Annotated in this window: 12 protein-coding genes; 9 read left to right on the top strand and 3 right to left on the bottom strand. The window is 64.5% G+C overall.

Annotated features, from left to right (window positions below; all coding sequences use genetic code 11):
- Nucleotides 1–277: 277 nt before the first annotated feature.
- The 4 genes from AB3X94_RS16005 (at nucleotide 278) to AB3X94_RS15990 (ending at nucleotide 5,056) form a co-directional block, all read left to right on the top strand.
- Complete coding sequence (locus AB3X94_RS16005; protein ID WP_176109031.1) at nucleotides 278–1,180, top strand: bifunctional 2-polyprenyl-6-hydroxyphenol methylase/3-demethylubiquinol 3-O-methyltransferase UbiG; 903 nt, start codon at nucleotides 278–280, stop codon at nucleotides 1,178–1,180.
- A 75-nt stretch (nucleotides 1,181–1,255) separates the two neighbouring features.
- The gene (locus AB3X94_RS16000; RefSeq protein WP_176109030.1) at nucleotides 1,256–2,452 is read left to right on the top strand and encodes a phytanoyl-CoA dioxygenase family protein; all 1,197 of its coding nucleotides are present in this window, start codon (nucleotides 1,256–1,258) and stop codon (nucleotides 2,450–2,452) included.
- Between the two features lie 193 nt (nucleotides 2,453–2,645).
- A complete protein-coding gene (locus AB3X94_RS15995; RefSeq protein ID WP_176109029.1) occupies nucleotides 2,646–3,911 on the top strand; it encodes an MFS transporter in 1,266 nt (421 codons plus the stop codon).
- Between the two features lie 59 nt (nucleotides 3,912–3,970).
- A complete protein-coding gene (locus tag AB3X94_RS15990; RefSeq protein ID WP_368612057.1) occupies nucleotides 3,971–5,056 on the top strand; it encodes an asparaginase in 1,086 nt (361 codons plus the stop codon).
- A gap of 37 nt (nucleotides 5,057–5,093) precedes the next feature.
- Here the strand turns inward: AB3X94_RS15990 and AB3X94_RS15985 are convergent, their stop codons facing one another.
- Nucleotides 5,094–6,086, bottom strand: a complete 993-nt coding sequence (locus AB3X94_RS15985; protein WP_368612056.1) for a chemotaxis protein CheV — start codon at nucleotides 6,084–6,086, stop codon at nucleotides 5,094–5,096.
- A 351-nt stretch (nucleotides 6,087–6,437) separates the two neighbouring features.
- On the opposite strand from AB3X94_RS15985, the gene AB3X94_RS15980 reads away from it, so the two are divergent.
- The 3 genes from AB3X94_RS15980 to AB3X94_RS15970 all read left to right on the top strand — a co-directional run bounded on the left by AB3X94_RS15980 (nucleotide 6,438) and on the right by AB3X94_RS15970 (nucleotide 9,953).
- The gene (locus AB3X94_RS15980; RefSeq protein WP_176109026.1) at nucleotides 6,438–7,013 is read left to right on the top strand and encodes a DUF4142 domain-containing protein; all 576 of its coding nucleotides are present in this window, start codon (nucleotides 6,438–6,440) and stop codon (nucleotides 7,011–7,013) included.
- 106 nt (nucleotides 7,014–7,119) lie between these two features.
- Entirely contained in the window at nucleotides 7,120–8,859 is a 1,740-nt protein-coding gene (locus AB3X94_RS15975; protein WP_368612055.1) for a tetratricopeptide repeat protein, read from the top strand.
- A gap of 68 nt (nucleotides 8,860–8,927) precedes the next feature.
- Nucleotides 8,928–9,953: an aldo/keto reductase gene (locus tag AB3X94_RS15970; protein ID WP_368612054.1), complete on the top strand. Its 1,026-nt coding sequence runs from the start codon at nucleotides 8,928–8,930 to the stop codon at nucleotides 9,951–9,953.
- An 84-nt stretch (nucleotides 9,954–10,037) separates the two neighbouring features.
- On the opposite strand, the gene AB3X94_RS15965 is transcribed toward AB3X94_RS15970, so the two are convergent.
- Complete coding sequence (locus AB3X94_RS15965; RefSeq protein ID WP_368612053.1) at nucleotides 10,038–10,781, bottom strand: SDR family oxidoreductase; 744 nt, start codon at nucleotides 10,779–10,781, stop codon at nucleotides 10,038–10,040.
- A gap of 118 nt (nucleotides 10,782–10,899) precedes the next feature.
- Here AB3X94_RS15965 and AB3X94_RS15960 point away from each other — a divergent pair, with 118 nt between their 5' ends.
- Together AB3X94_RS15960 and AB3X94_RS15955 are read left to right on the top strand one after the other, a co-directional pair.
- Complete coding sequence (locus AB3X94_RS15960; RefSeq protein ID WP_368593127.1) at nucleotides 10,900–11,790, top strand: LysR family transcriptional regulator; 891 nt, start codon at nucleotides 10,900–10,902, stop codon at nucleotides 11,788–11,790.
- Nucleotides 11,791–11,926: 136 nt separating this feature from the next.
- Nucleotides 11,927–13,474, top strand: coding sequence for an amino acid racemase (locus AB3X94_RS15955; protein ID WP_368612096.1), 1,548 nt, complete (start codon nucleotides 11,927–11,929; stop codon nucleotides 13,472–13,474).
- Between the two features lie 313 nt (nucleotides 13,475–13,787).
- Here AB3X94_RS15955 and AB3X94_RS15950 read toward each other — a convergent pair whose 3' ends face one another.
- Nucleotides 13,788–14,669, bottom strand: coding sequence for a LysR family transcriptional regulator (locus AB3X94_RS15950; protein ID WP_368612052.1), 882 nt, complete (start codon nucleotides 14,667–14,669; stop codon nucleotides 13,788–13,790).
- Nucleotides 14,670–14,719 lie beyond the last annotated feature (50 nt).

The following is a 14,719-nucleotide window of genomic DNA, read 5'->3' as shown; positions in this document are numbered from 1 at the left end:
AGTGGGCCGGAGTGCCGCCTGCCGGACGGCTGCCCACGGGGCACAATCATAGCCGCAAACAGACCGGCAGTTCACATCGATCCATGAAGCATAAATATACGCAGTGCGAAGCGCGCGCGGCGATCCCGACCGATGTCAAATCATGTCCATTAATGCGGACGCGCGTTCGATTTGACACCCGCTTGCGTGACGTGCGGCGCGCGAATGCAAGGTTTGCGTGATTTATCGCCTGAGCGTGCCATAATCGGCAAACTTGACGACCGATCGAGGCGCCAAATTGAAAGGAACTGAACTGGATCTATATGCAACGGAAGAGCCGGGCCACACTTTGGCTTTCAATCTTTTCGATGGCACGTGGGTGTCCGATGTGCCGGGCTATGGTTTAGGTATGGCGCCCCATTTCGACGATGGGCGTCTTCACTGGTTCGAGACGATGTGCGGCGGCTTTTCCGGAAAAAGCGTGCTCGAACTCGGCCCGATGGAAGGCGGCCATACGTTCATGATGGCCAAAGCCGGCGCTTCACGTGTCCTTGCAATCGAGGCGAATTCGAAGTCCTTTCTGAAATGCCTGCTCGTGCAGAATGCATTGAAGTTCAATGCCGAATTCATGTATGGCGATTTCAGAGAATTGCTGAAAAAGCGCGATCAGCGATTCGATCTGATTCTTGCGAGCGGCGTGCTCTATCACATGACCGATCCGGTATCACTACTGGAAGATATGGCGTATGCGTCGGACTCGATCTGCATCTGGACGCACTATTACGACGCCGAAGTCGTGCGCACGAATACGAACTTGCGGACGCACTTCGATCCGACGCCGACCATCTCGGAGTTTCGCGGACGCGAAGTCCATCTGCACCGACACAGTTATCTCGACAGCATCAACAACGCAAAATTCATCGGCGGGAGTGCTCCGCAAGTCAACTGGATGACCCGCGAAAGCCTGATGGCGGTCCTCGACGCGCTGGGTATGACCGTGGTCGTCGGCATGGACGATCGCGATCGACATCCGGCCGGCCCGTCGATTCTGCTTTATGCCGCTCACATTCCGCATTTCGACGAGGCGCAATATCTTCAGCGCAACCCCGACGTAGCAGAAGCCGTTGCGCAAAAGCACATCAGCTCTGGCGCGGAACACTACATCCGTTATGGCCGTACGGAAGGGCGCTCGTTCGGGTGACCGACACCGCACCGCCAGCGTCCTGTTCAAGCCAGGTACCCTGAAACGCTAACCCGGAAAGTTTCCCGATACAACATGAATACTCTCGAGACTCAGCGTTTTTTCGATAAGCCCGTCGTCGCGGACGTTCCGATCGACACTCAGACCCAGGTCTTCAAATTCGAAAAATTTCCCGCAGCAGGCCCGGTTCCCTGGCTCGATCGACCGGATGCGCTGGAGCGGGTCGCCGAGTTGTTGTCCCAAGGTGTAATCAGCGAGCAGGAAGCCGAATGGTGCCGGAAATGGGTCAGCGACGGCTATCTGATCATTGAAGGCTTCTTCGGGCACGAACAGCTCGATGCGACGTGGCAAGCCTACGAAGACGCGATCGCCGACGGCACGCTGCGGCCGCCGCACGAGCCGCTTTTCGAAGGCGATACGCTGCCGGGGCGCACGCTGAATCCGCATTTCAGCGTGCCCGCGATTCGCGACATGCTGTTCGATGCGCGCATGAACGAGATCGTGGGCTTGCTGCTGGGCGCGAAATCGGCGCCGTTCCAGACGATCGGCGGTCACAAGAGCAGCGAGCAACTCGAGCATTCCGATTCGATTCACATGTCGACCTATCCGAACGGGTATCTGGTCGCGAACTGGATCGCCTTCGAGGATATTCATCCGGATTCGGGACCGCTCGTTTATCACCCCGGCACGCACAAGCTGCCGTATCTGATGTCGACCGAATTGGGCATGCCGTTCGGTTGCGGTTATTCCGCTTATCACGACATCTACGAACCCGCGATTCAGAAGCTCATCGCTGACCATTCGGCGGGCCCGAAGTACTTCTATCCGAAGAAGGGCGATGTGCTGTTGTGGCATGCGAACCTGCTGCACGGAGGCAGCAAGATGCGCGATCCGGAGCACGTGAGCCGCAAGGCGCTGGTTTGCCATTTCTTCGCGGACGGCTGTCTGTGCTATCACGACCTGACCGGCATGCCGTCGAGCCTGACGCCAATCGTCGACTTCGACGGCGAGGCGTATCTCGACGCCAATCCGGACGTCGCGGCGAGCGGCGGCAATGCGTTGCAGCATTACATCTACTACGGTCGATTCGAAGGGCGTCCGTTGAGCAGCGCCGAATCGTTTCAGCGCAAGGCGCGGCTTGCCCAACTGCCCGAGGGTTTCGATCCGAAGCTTTACCTCGAAGCGAATCCCGACGTCGCCGCGGCAGGCGTCGACCCCGTCGATCACTTCGTCGAGTTCGGCCGCGCGGAAGGCCGGCCCCTGCACCCCTGAGTCATGCGTGGCGCCGAAGCAGGCGAGGGCGGCCTGCTTCGTTCGAGCGTGCCGGCCCCGGCGCGGGCCGCCCCATCGCCTCCCACCACGCCGCCGCCAGTGCCCGCCGCCTTTCTGCACGCCCCCCGATCTTGCTCTAAACTAGCGGCCGCCCAATCCACGCTCCGATGCTCCCCGTCACGAGCAACAATCGATGCCCCCAGCCTCCACCGATCCCGCCGATTCCCCGCATTTCAGCCTGCCGAAACACCCGCCGTTCCAGCGTTTCTGGTGCACCCGCATCCTGTCGTCGCTGTCGTTCCAGATGCTCGCCGTCGCGATGGGCTGGCATGTCTACGCGCTCACGCATAGCGCGTTCGCACTTGGCCTCGTCGGTCTCGCGCAGTTCCTGCCGATGTTCCTGCTGACGCTCGTCGTCGGTCATGTCGCCGATCGTTACGATCGCCGCCGCATCGCCGCCGTCTGTCAGAGCCTCGAAAGCGTCGCTGCATTGCTGTTCGCGATCGGCACCTTCAGCGGCTGGATCAGCGCGCCGGTGATCTACGTGCTGGCTGCCTGCGTGGGCGCGTCGCGCGCGTTCGAATCGCCGGCCGTGTCGTCGCTGCTGCCGGCCGTCGTGCCGCGCGGCTATCTGCCGAAAGCGACCGCATGGTCCACGTCTGCCAATCAGACCGCGCAGATCGCCGGGCCGGCGCTCGGTGGTCTGCTGTACGGCATCGGCCCCGGTGCCGCTTATCTCGCGTGCACGCTGTCGTTCGCGGCCGCGGCGGCGTCGGTGTGGAGCATTCCGCTGCAAGTGAAGCCGGCGAGTCGCGCGCCCGTCACGCTCGAATCGATCTTTTCGGGCATCGCGTTCATTCGCCGCGAGCCGGTGATCCTCGGCGCGCTGTCGCTCGATCTGTTCGCGGTGCTGTTCGGCGGCGCGACCGCGTTGCTGCCGATCTTCGCGCGCGACGTGCTGCACGCGGGCCCGATCGGTCTCGGCCTGCTGCGCTCGGGCACGGCGATCGGCGCGCTCGCGGGCACGATCTGGCTCGCGCATTTTCCATTGCGGAACCGGCCCGGCGCAGCGATGTTCGGCGGCGTGATCGCGTTCGGCATCGCGACGATCGTGTTCGGGCTGTCGCATCAGTTCCTCGTGTCGCTGCTCGCGCTGATGGTGCTCGGTGCGTCCGACACGATCAGCGTGGTGGTGCGGCTGTCGCTCGTGCAACTGCGCACGCCCGATGAAATGCTCGGCCGCGTCAGCGCGGTCAATTCGCTGTTCATCGGAACGTCGAATCAATTGGGCGAGTTCGAATCGGGCCTGACTGCCGGATGGTGGGGCGCGCAGCCGGCCGTGCTGGTCGGCGGTGTCGCGACGATCGCGATCGCGCTGTTGTGGATGCGGTTCTTTCCCGAACTGCGGCATACCCGCACGCTCGAGCGAGAAGAAGAAGCGCTCGCGGCGAGCGCCTGATCGATTGCCGGGCCTTGGGCGCCATCGCCCGATCAATAAACGACGCGGAGACGATACCGATGAGCCGATCCGAACTGCACCCCGCCGCGCCGGTCGCGGCGACGATCTATCGCGGCGAGTCCGTCGAGAACACGCATCTGGCGCATGTCGCGGTCGTCGATGCGGACGGCCGTCTGCTGTTTTCGTTCGGCGACGCTGCGCGCATCACGCTCGCGCGTTCCGCGGCGAAGCCGGCCCAGGCGCTCGCGGTGCTCGAAACCGGCGCGCTCGAGCGTTGCGGTTTCGACGAAGCCGATCTCGCGCTGATGTGCGCATCGCACAGCAGCGAGCCGCGTCATATCGAACGCACGCACGCGATGCTCGCGAAAGCGCAGGCGAGCGAGGCCGATCTGCGTTGCGGCGGTCATCCGCCGTTGTCGGATGCGGTGTATGTCGACTGGATCCGGCGCGGCTTTACGCCCACCGGCGTGTGCAGCAACTGTTCGGGCAAGCATGCGGGCATGCTGGCCGGCGCGCGGTCGATCGGGGCGGCGCTCGCCGGCTATGAACTGCCCGCGCATCCGTTGCAGGTGCGCGTGAAGCAGACGGTCGCGAGCGTGTGCGACCTGCCGGACGACGGCGTGCAATGGGCGATCGACGGCTGCAATCTGCCGACCCCGGCGTTTCCGCTCGACCGGCTCGCACGTCTGTTCGCGAAGCTCGCGGCGGCGCAGGATCAACACGAAGACGGAGCAGCCGCGACGCCGCCGCGCACGGCCGCGCTCGCGCGCATCTATCGCGCGATGACGTCGTACCCGGAACTGGTCGGCGGGGAAGGGCGCTTCTGCACGCTGCTGATGCGGGCGTTCGGTGGCGCGCTGGTCGGCAAGGTCGGCGCGGACGGCAGCTATGCGATCGGCGTGCGCGCGTCGCGGCAAACCGCGCGGCTGGGTGCGAAGGGCGCGCTAGGCATCGCGCTGAAGATCGAGGACGGCAATGCCGCCGCGCTCTACGCGGTCACTGCCGAGTTGCTCGCGGTGCTCGATATCGGCACGCCTGAACAGCGCGCGACGCTCGACGGCTTTCATGCGCCGAAGCGGCTCAACACGATGGGCGTCGAGATCGGCCGGATGGATTTCTCGATCGAGCTGGCCGCGCATCGTTGAGCGCGGCGATCCGCTTCACTGCTGGGCACGCGAGACCTCAAGCCGCCGTCGCTTTCGCCGGCGCGCAGCCCAGCGCTTGACGGATCGCATCGGCGAGCTCGCTCGCGGCGAACTTCGGGACATAGCCGTTCGCGCCCGCGTTCTTCACATGCGCCTCGTTCGCCGCGCCCGTCAGGGACGAGTGGATGAGCACCGGAATATCGCGCGTGCGTGCGTCCGCCTTGATCTGGCGCGTCAGCATGAAGCCGTCCATCTCCGGCATCTCCAGATCGGTCAATACGAGAGCGATGGTGTCTTTCGCGCGCACGCCTTTTTGCTGCGCTTCGCGTGCGACCTGCTGCAGCGTTTGCCACGCTTCCTCGCCGGTCTTCGTCATGATGTAGTCGGCGCCGATCGCGGTGAGCGCCTGCTCGATCAGCTTGCGCGCGAAGCCGGAGTCGTCGGCGGCAAGGATCTTCGCGCCGCGGCGGATGCCGAGCGCTTCACCTACCGAGGCCGGATCGACGCTCGGATGCTGCGACGGGAACACGTCGCGCAACACCTGCTCGACGTCGATCACCTGAGCGAGCCGCGAATCGCCGGTATTGCCGTCGATGCGCGCGATGCTCGTGACGAGCTTGCCGCCCGCCGAGCCATCGGCCGACAGCACCTGGTTCCATTCGAGCCGCACGATCTCGTCGACTTCCTCGACCGCGAAGGCCTGCGTCGAACGCGCGAATTCGGTGACCAGCAGGATGTTCAGGCCGCGCGTCGGCTCGCAGCCCATCAGCCGCGGCAGGTCGATCACGGGGATGATCTGCCCGCGAATGTCGACCGCGCCCATCACGTGCGGCGACGATCCGGCGATCGGCGTGATGGTCGGCATCGTCGAGATTTCGCGCACCTTGAACACGTTGATCCCATACAGCTCGTGCGCGTCGCTGTCCGGCACGTGGCCGAGGCGGTATAGCAGCAGCTCGAATTTGTTGGAGCTAGTCAGGTTGCTGCGCTCGGTGTGGCGCTCGTGATTGGCACGGTGGTCGTCTGCCATCGGAATCGTTCTCCAGAGTTGCGGTGCTGAGCGGCGCTAAGCGGTGCCTGTCTCTGGTTATCGGCGTCGATGGCGAAAAATTCAGCACTGCGTCGCAGTGGCGAGCGGCGCGCGTGATTCACGCCAATAAGGCAAACGTGTGCGCATTCATATGAGGGTTACCTAAGGTTACAGAAGCGACAGCAGCGTTTCACCTGCCAGACGGCATGGCTTCTAGAATCGGCAGCGATGAAAGCGTGGCGCCCCGCTGGGCTCGCAAGCAGTCCACAGCGTTTTGCATCGCACGCTTTGTTCGCGGCGCACACGTGTCCTTCGTTTTGCTTTCAGATGCTTTCACCTCAAGGAGAACGTATGATCCGCCTGCCTTCCGTCCCTTCGGTCGCTTTGGCCCGCATCGCCGCCGCTGCCTGCTTCGGCGGTCTTCTGACGGCCGCCTCGGTGGCCAGCGCGCAGAGCGCCGCGCCCGCGGACGCAGTCCGCCTGCATGCGGCCGATCAGACATTCGTCGCGGACGGCACCAAAGCCGTCGCGACGCAGCGCGACGCCGCGCGTATCGCCACCGCGCGTTCGGCCGATCGCGACGTGAAGGCGTTCGCCGAGCGCGTGTCGGATGACGACGCGAAGATCACCGACGCATTGCGGGCGGCGAGTCCGCGCGGTGTCGACGTGCCGAAGAACGATCCCGACGAGGCCGTGCTCGCGAGCATCAACAATCTGCGCGGCGCCGACTTCGACAAGAGGTATATCGAGCAGGTCGCGCTCGCCGGTGAGCAGAAAGCGCTGTCCGCGTTCCAGGCGGAAATCGCCTCGGGTCGCGACGAGAAGTTGAAGACCGCGGCGAAAGAGGCGCTGCCGACGATCCAGCAGCACTACGCGATGGCGCAGGAACTCGCGAAGCGCAAGCATCTGTCCGTGGCCGCGCAATAAGCGGCGTCACGACGCGACGCGGCGGCGGTACTTCGAATACAGGCTTTTCAGCGATAATCGTGCGCTTTATCCGACGATTCTTCGCGCCTTCGATTCCAGGTACCGCATGAGCAAGCAAGCCAGTCTGCCGCAACAGTTGGACCATCTGCTTCGACAAGCCGTCGCGCTTCAACAGAACGGCGCGCTCGTCGAAGCAGAAGAGATGTATCGGGAGATTCTCGAACTGAAGCCGAAACACGGCGACGCGTTGCGCTGGCTCGGCGAACTCGCGCTGCAAACGGGCCGCTTGCAGGAAGGCGTCGATCTGCTGAAGAAGGCGCTCGCTGTGAACGCGAGACAGCCGGCCGTGCATTCGAATCTCGCCTATGCGCTGAACGCGTTGCAGCGTCATGACGAAGCGCTTGCGTGCGCCGAGCGGGCGCTCGTGATGCAGCCGAAATTCGCCGATGCATTGAACAATCGCGGCAACGCATTGGCGGCGCTGTACCGTCCGCTCGAGGCGCTCGCGAGCTACGAGCGCGCGCTTTCTATCGCGCCGGAGTTCGCGCCGGCCTGGAACAATCGTGCATGCGTGCTGCGCGATCTCGGCCGATATACCGATGCACTCGATAGCTGCGACCAGGCGCTCGCATTGCAGCCTAACTATCCGGATGCGTGGAGCAATCGCGGCAACGTGCTCGGCGATCTGAACCAGCCGCACGAAGCAGAGCCCTGCTACCAGCGCGCGCTGGAACTCTCGACTGGTTTCGTCGATGCGTGGAATAACCTCGGTCTCGCGCAGATCGATCTGAATCAGCGCGAACAGGCGTTGTCGAGCTATCAGCGCGCGCTTGCGTTGAATCCGGCGTCGGTCGAAACGCATTGGAACCAGGCGCTGTGCCTGCTGCAAATGGGCCGCTTCGAGAGCGGCTGGCGCGAATACGAATGGCGTTGGGAGCGTAGCCGCATCAAGGCCGGCCGGCGCGCGTTCGCGCAGCCGCTGTGGCTCGGCGATTTCGCGCTCGACGGCAAAACGATCCTGCTGCATGCGGAACAGGGCCTCGGCGACACGCTGCAATTCTGTCGCTATGCGACGCTGGTTGCGAAGCTTGGCGCGAAGGTCGTGCTCGAAGTGCCGGGTCCGTTGTTGCGGCTGCTGTCGACGCTCGATGGTGTCGATCAGTTGATCGAAGCTGGGCAGCCGTTGCCGCCGTTCGATTGTCATTGCCCGTTGCTGAGCTTGCCGCTTGCGTTCAGCACCAACGAAGCGAGCATTCCGGCAGCCACACCGTATCTTTTTGCGCAGCCAGCGGCCGTCGGCAAATGGCGCGAGCGTATCGAACCGCACGGCAACACCAATGCGGATGGCAACGCAATCAAACCGCTGAATGTCGGCCTCGTGTGGGCCGGCGAGAACCGCGCGCATGTCGCGGAACTGCGCAAGATCGATGCGCGTCGCTCGCTCGGGTTCGAGCAATTCGCGCCGCTCCTCGACGTGCCGAACGTGCGCTTCTTCAGCGTGCAGAAGGGCGCAGCCGCAGCGCAACTCGCCGAAAGCGCCTACCGTGAACGCGTCGCCGATTACACAGAGCTGCTGCACGATTTCGCCGATACCGCCGCGCTCGTCGCCAGTCTGGATCTGGTGATTTCGGTCGACACGTCCACCGCGCATCTGGCCGGCGCGCTCGACAAACCGGTCTGGATTCTGAACCGCTTCGACACATGCTGGCGCTGGCTGCTCGAACGCAGCGACACGCCGTGGTATCCGTCCGCGCGTCTATTCCGTCAACCGCAACTCGGCGCCTGGGACAGCGTGATTGACGCCGTGCGTGATGCATTGGCCGATCTGAGCGCGTCGCTTTCATGACGCCTTCTCGCCGACGCGCGTAGACTGAATCTCCGTTCATCGACGGCAATGTCACGGAGATTCTGCCAATGGAATACAGACATCTGGGTGCATCGGGGTTCAAGGTGCCGGTGTTGAGTTTCGGCACCGGTACCTTCGGCGGCAAGGGTGAATTCTTCCAGGCGTGGGGAGCGACCGACGTCGCCGAAGCGCGGCGTCTGATCGACATCTGCTTCGACGCGGGCGTCACGATGTTCGACACCGCCGACATCTATTCGAAGGGCGCGTCCGAGTCGGTGCTTGGCGAGGCGCTGAAAGGCAAGCGCGACAAGGCGATCCTGTCGACCAAGGCGACCTTCCGTTTCGACGGCGATCCGAACGGCGTCGGCTCGTCACGCTTCCATCTGATCAACGCGGTCGATGCGGCGCTCAAGCGTCTGCAAACCGATTACATCGACCTGTTCCAGTTGCACGGCTTCGACGCGAAAACGCCGATTCCCGAAGTGCTGTCCACGCTCGACGACCTCGTGCGCGCGGGCAAGATCCGCTACGTCGGCGTGTCGAATTTCTCCGGCTGGCATCTGATGAAGTCGCTCGATATCGCCGACCGCTACGGCTATCCGCGCTACGTCGCGAATCAGACCTACTACTCGCTGGTCGGGCGCGACTACGAGTGGGAGCTGATGCCACTCGGCGTCGACCAGGGCGTGGGTGCGGTGATATGGAGTCCGCTCGGCTGGGGGCGTCTGACCGGCAAGCTCAAGCGCGGCCAGCCGCTGCCCGAGACGAGCCGTCTGCACAAGACCGCCGAATCGGGCCCGCCGGTGCCGGAAGAGTATCTGTTCCGCGTGCTCGATGCGCTCGACGAAGTCGTCGCCGAAACCGGCAAGACCGTGCCGCAGATCGCGCTGAACTGGCTGCTGCAACGGCCGACCGTCGCGACGCTGCTGATCGGCGCGCGCAACGAGGAGCAACTGCGGCAGAACCTCGGCGCGGTCGGCTGGAATCTGACGGCCGACCAGGTCGCGAAGCTCGACGCCGCAAGCGCGGTGCGCCCCCCGTATCCGTACTGGCATCAGGAAGGTTTCGCGGAACGCAATCCGAAGGCGGTTTGAGCGGCGAATCGATCACGTCCCAGGCGCCGCAGCCGGCGCAATGCAGCGGTCCAGCGCGGCAGCACGCTGGACCAGTGCATCCCATCAAGCCAAACCGCCATTGGCCCGCAACGTCTGCCCATTGACCCAGCCCGCATCCGGGCCGACCAGAAACGCGACCACGCCCGCCACGTCTTCCGGCTCGCCGAGGCGTTGCAGCGGCGGCATCTTCGCGAAGGTTTCGATCTGCTCGTCGGTCTTGCCTTCGAGGAACAGCGCGGTCGCAATCGGTCCCGGCGCGACCGCATTCACGGTGATGTTGCGCCCGCGCAGCTCCTTCGCGAACACGCGCGTGAATGCTTCGACGGCCGCCTTGGTCGCCGTGTAGATGCCGTAGCCGGGCAGGTTCAGCGCGAGCACGCTGGTCGAGAAATTGACGATGCGTCCGCCGTCGTTCAGGCGCGCGGCCGCTTCGCGCAGCGTGTTGAAGGTGCCGCGCACGTTGATGTCGAAGGTCTGGTCGTACAGCGCGTCGGACGTGTCGGCGAGCGGCGTGGGCTTCATCACGCCCGCGTTGTTGACGAGCACTTCGACCTTGCCGAGTTCGCGTTCGGTGATCTCGAACATGCGACGCACGTCGCCGGGCTTCGACACGTCGGCTTGCACCGCGACCGCCTTGCCGCCGGCCTCGCGGATCGCGCCGACGAGCGCGTCGGCTTCGCCCGCGCTCGATGCGTAGTTGACGGCGACCGCGTAGCCGTCCTTCGCGAGCCGCTGTGCGATCGCCATGCCGATGCCGCGCGACGCGCCGGTGACGATGGCGACTTTGGGTTGTTGGTTCGTGCTCATGATTCGTTTCCTCACAGAAGGTGGTGGATCGGTGAGGTGAATGATGAACGCTTTCCGTGGCGAGATAATCCGGTTAGACTCGCGATCATCATTCCATTCGCTTTAATAATCCGCCGATATGGACCGTTTCGAGGAAATGCGGGTATTCGTGCGGATCGCCGAGCGCCAGAGCTTTACGCGCGCCGCCGACGATCTGCAAATCCCGCGCGCGACCGTCACCAACCTGATGAAGCGTCTCGAGCAGCGGCTCGGCGCGCGGCTGCTCGAACGCACCACGCGCACGGTGCGGCTCACGCCCGACGGCGACGCGCACTACCAGCGCTGCGTGCGCCTGATCGCCGACATGGAGGAGGCGGAGGGGGCGTTCTCCAATGTCGCGCCGAAGGGACTGTTACGGGTGAACGTGCAGGGCACGCTCGCACGGCACTTCGTGGTGCCGGCGCTGCCCGCGTTTCTCGCGCGGTTTCCAGACATCGAGCTGATGATCGGCGAGGACGACCGGCTCGTCGACCTCGTGCGCGAGGGCATCGATTGCGTGCTGCGCGCAGGCGTCCTGCAGGATTCGTCGATGGTCGGGCGGCGCGTCGCGCAACTGCAGCAGGTGACGGTCGCGAGTCCTGCGTATCTGGCCGCGTATGGCGAGCCGGCCAATCCCGGCGCGCTGTCGACGCATCGCGCGGTTAACTACGTGTCGAGCGCGACCGGCAAGCCGCTGCCGCTCGAATTCCGCGTCGACGGGCGAGATACCGCGCTCGTGCTGCCGTCGGCAGTGTCGGTCAGCGGCGCCGAACTGTATGCGGGCGCGGCGATCGCCGGACTCGGCATCGTGCAGGTGCCGCGCTACCGTGTCGCTGACGAACTGGCGGCCGGACGGTTGCGCGTCATTCTGGCGGACTATCCGCCGCCGCCGATGCCGGTGTCGGTGCTGTATCCGCAGAACCGGCAGTTGTCGTCGCGGGTGCGGGTGTTCGCGCAGTGGCTGCGGGAGATTTTCGAGCCGGTGAGTTGAAGGAGCGCAAACGCAAGGTAATGCTTTGACGTGGTTAACACCTGTACATCTGCGTCTCGCATAGTGTCATTCTCAAGCGCGCAGAAAGCCACCCGCGAGCGAGGGTGGACGCACAGAACGACCGGGGGATCTGATGATGGAGCGTTTTCGTTCGCTGGGTGTGGCGACTGGCGCGGCGCAGTTCGCCAGCGCCGACATCCTCGGCCGGATCAGCACGGCGTCGCGCCGGCCAGGTGCCGCGCAGACCTTCGATCTGATTCTCGAACCGCGCCCGTGGCCCGGGCCCGCCGCGCCCGATACGACGGACGCGCGGTTCAAGATCCATATGCTCGACACGATGCGCGCGTTCGAAAAGCGCGGTGTGGACGCGATCGTGCTGCCGTGCTTCCTCAGCCACACTTTCATCGACGAACTCACGGCCAACGTCACCGTGCCGGTCGCCAACATCATGACCGCGCTGTCTGAGCACGTGCGGCGCATCTATCCGTCGGCGCGGCGCGACGGCGCCCGGCGCGACGGCGCCCGGCGCATTGGTGTGCTGACATCGGCGGCGATCCGCGCGAACGGCCTGTTCGAGCGCTACTTCGGAGCCGGCCAGTTCGACGTGTGCTATCCGCGCAACGACTCTGGTTTCGACTGCGTGACGAGCGCCGTCTTCGGCGACGAGGGCATCCGCGCTGGCCGCCTGCAAGGGCGGCCGGTCGAGTTGCTGCGCGCGGCGTGCGCCGACCTGGTCGCACAGGGCGTCGACGTGATCGTGCCGGGGCTCGCGGAAATCGGCCTCGTGCTGCGCGCGCTCGGGCCCATCGAGGTGCCGCTCGTCGATTCGAACCAGGTGTACGCGCGCTATGTCGCGGCGGCGCGGTACACACAGCCGCAGCGGGCGTTCCGCCTTGGCGTGGTCGGCGGCATCGGGCCGGCCGCGACCGTCGATTTCATGGCCAAGGTCGTGCGCAACACGCCGGCCGCGCGCGATCAGGACCATATCCGGATCATGGTCGAGCAGAATCCGCAGATCCCGGATCGCACCGCGGCGCTGTTCGGTCGCGGCGACGACCCGACGCTCGCGCTATACGCGGCCTGCAAGACACTCGAGGAGGGCGGCGCGGATCTGATCGCGATTCCGTGCAATACCGCGCATGCTTTCGTCGAGCGGCTTCAGCCGGCGCTGCGCGTGCCGATCGTCAATATGCTGACCTGTACCGCCGATTATCTGCGCGAGACCTTCCAGGGGCTGCGCGAAGTGGGCGTGCTGGCCACTTCGGGCACGCTCGCGAGCCGCGTCTACGAACAGGCGCTCGAAGCGCGCGGCCTCGTGCAGATCGCGCCGTCCGCGTCCGCGCAAGCGCGTCTGATGAACGCGATTTATGGGCCGCGCGGCGCGAAGGCTGGGCATACATCGGGCGAATGCTGCGACGACCTCGCGGCGGCCGTCGACGATCTGGTCGCGCGGGGCGTGCAGGTCATCGTGCTCGCGTGCACCGAGCTGCCGTTGCTGTTGCGTGAGCAAGCGCTCGCGTGTGCGGGCGGGCGGGTGGTGCGGCTCGTCGATCCGACCGACGTGCTGGCGAGGCGTTGCGTCGAGTATGCGCTTGGCGATAGTGCCGCGCGCGAGACCCTGGCGGGTCGCGCGGTGCTGGCGGTGACAGGGTGCGCGTCGCCGAAGGAAAGCGCGGTCGGCTAACGAGGTATTGTCGTCGCCGCGCAGTGATTCGCCGCATTCCCGCAGATCGAGGCGCAAGGATACGGAATTCGTGAGGGTGGGGAATCGTAAAATTCGTCAGTTCGTCTGGCCATTGGCGCTTCATCCTCGAAAAGCTGTCGCATGAAGAGGCGCGCCGTGGTGCTCCGTCTCTCAGGGCTGCGAGGGTTCGCCGTCACTGCTGGTGTGTGCCGATGCCGTGTTGAAAGCATCGCGTACCACCTCTTCGATCCGGGCAATGACTGCATCAGGCAGATGCGAGTACGTCTTGCGTTTGTTCGACCGCCACGATTTCTCACGCTCGCGCGGGTAAATCCTGAAGCGCATCCAGGAATGCTCTGACCTTGACGCTCAGCAGCCGACGAGAATGGTAAAGCGCCCAGATCTCCACCGGAGAACCCTCTTCTTTACCCCAGCAGACGAGTCGCCCGGCCTTCACATCTTCTTCGACTAGCAGTCTCGGCAACATCGCCGGTCCCACGCCGGCGAGAACGGCCTCGCGCACCATCAGTAGCGACGATAGCCGGAGGACCGGCATCGGCTCAAATGCCTTTGTACCTTTGGATTTCGTCCGTACGCTCCAGATCGCTCCCGATGGCGCAGCCGCCGACAAGACCGCCGGGACCGGAAACGGGCTCACATCCTGTTTGCGCGTCGCAGGAACCGATACGGCCGGCGTTGCCACAAGCCATCGCTCATCATCAAGAATGCGCCTTCCCACGAGCAGATCGTCTCGCGGCGGATCGACACGAATCACCAGGTCATAGCCGTCTTCCACCGGGTCCACGACACGATCTTCCGCGACAATCTCGAGCTCGACCTGCGGGTAGGCCAACGCGAAGCGCGCAGCGATCGTGCACAGCACGACGTGCGCGAAAACGATGGGAGCACTGATGCGTAGCCGTCCACGCGCGACGGGCGCACGCGAGGCCACCGCGTCGCCCGCCTCTTCAAGCTCTGCCAGAAGGCCTCGAGTGCGCTCATGGAGTGCGATGCCATCTTCCGTCAGGCGCATTCGTCTCGAGCCGCGCTCGATCAACCTCACTCCGAGTTCGTCTTCCAACTCTGCTACATGCCGCGATAGCGTGGCTTTGGGCCGGTCCAGCGCGCGGCCAGCTGGGCCGAAGCCGCCGTGAGTGGCGACCGCATTGAAATCAGAAAGCGCCATTAAATTCATGAAAGTTCTATTTTTGAGACGAGGTGTTTCGATTCTATATCTATCGACTC

The organism is Paraburkholderia sp. BR10923, from assembly GCF_040948765.1.
Taxonomy (GTDB): Bacteria; Pseudomonadota; Gammaproteobacteria; order Burkholderiales; family Burkholderiaceae; genus Paraburkholderia; species Paraburkholderia youngii.
This window is presented reverse-complemented; position numbering and strand designations above follow the sequence as displayed.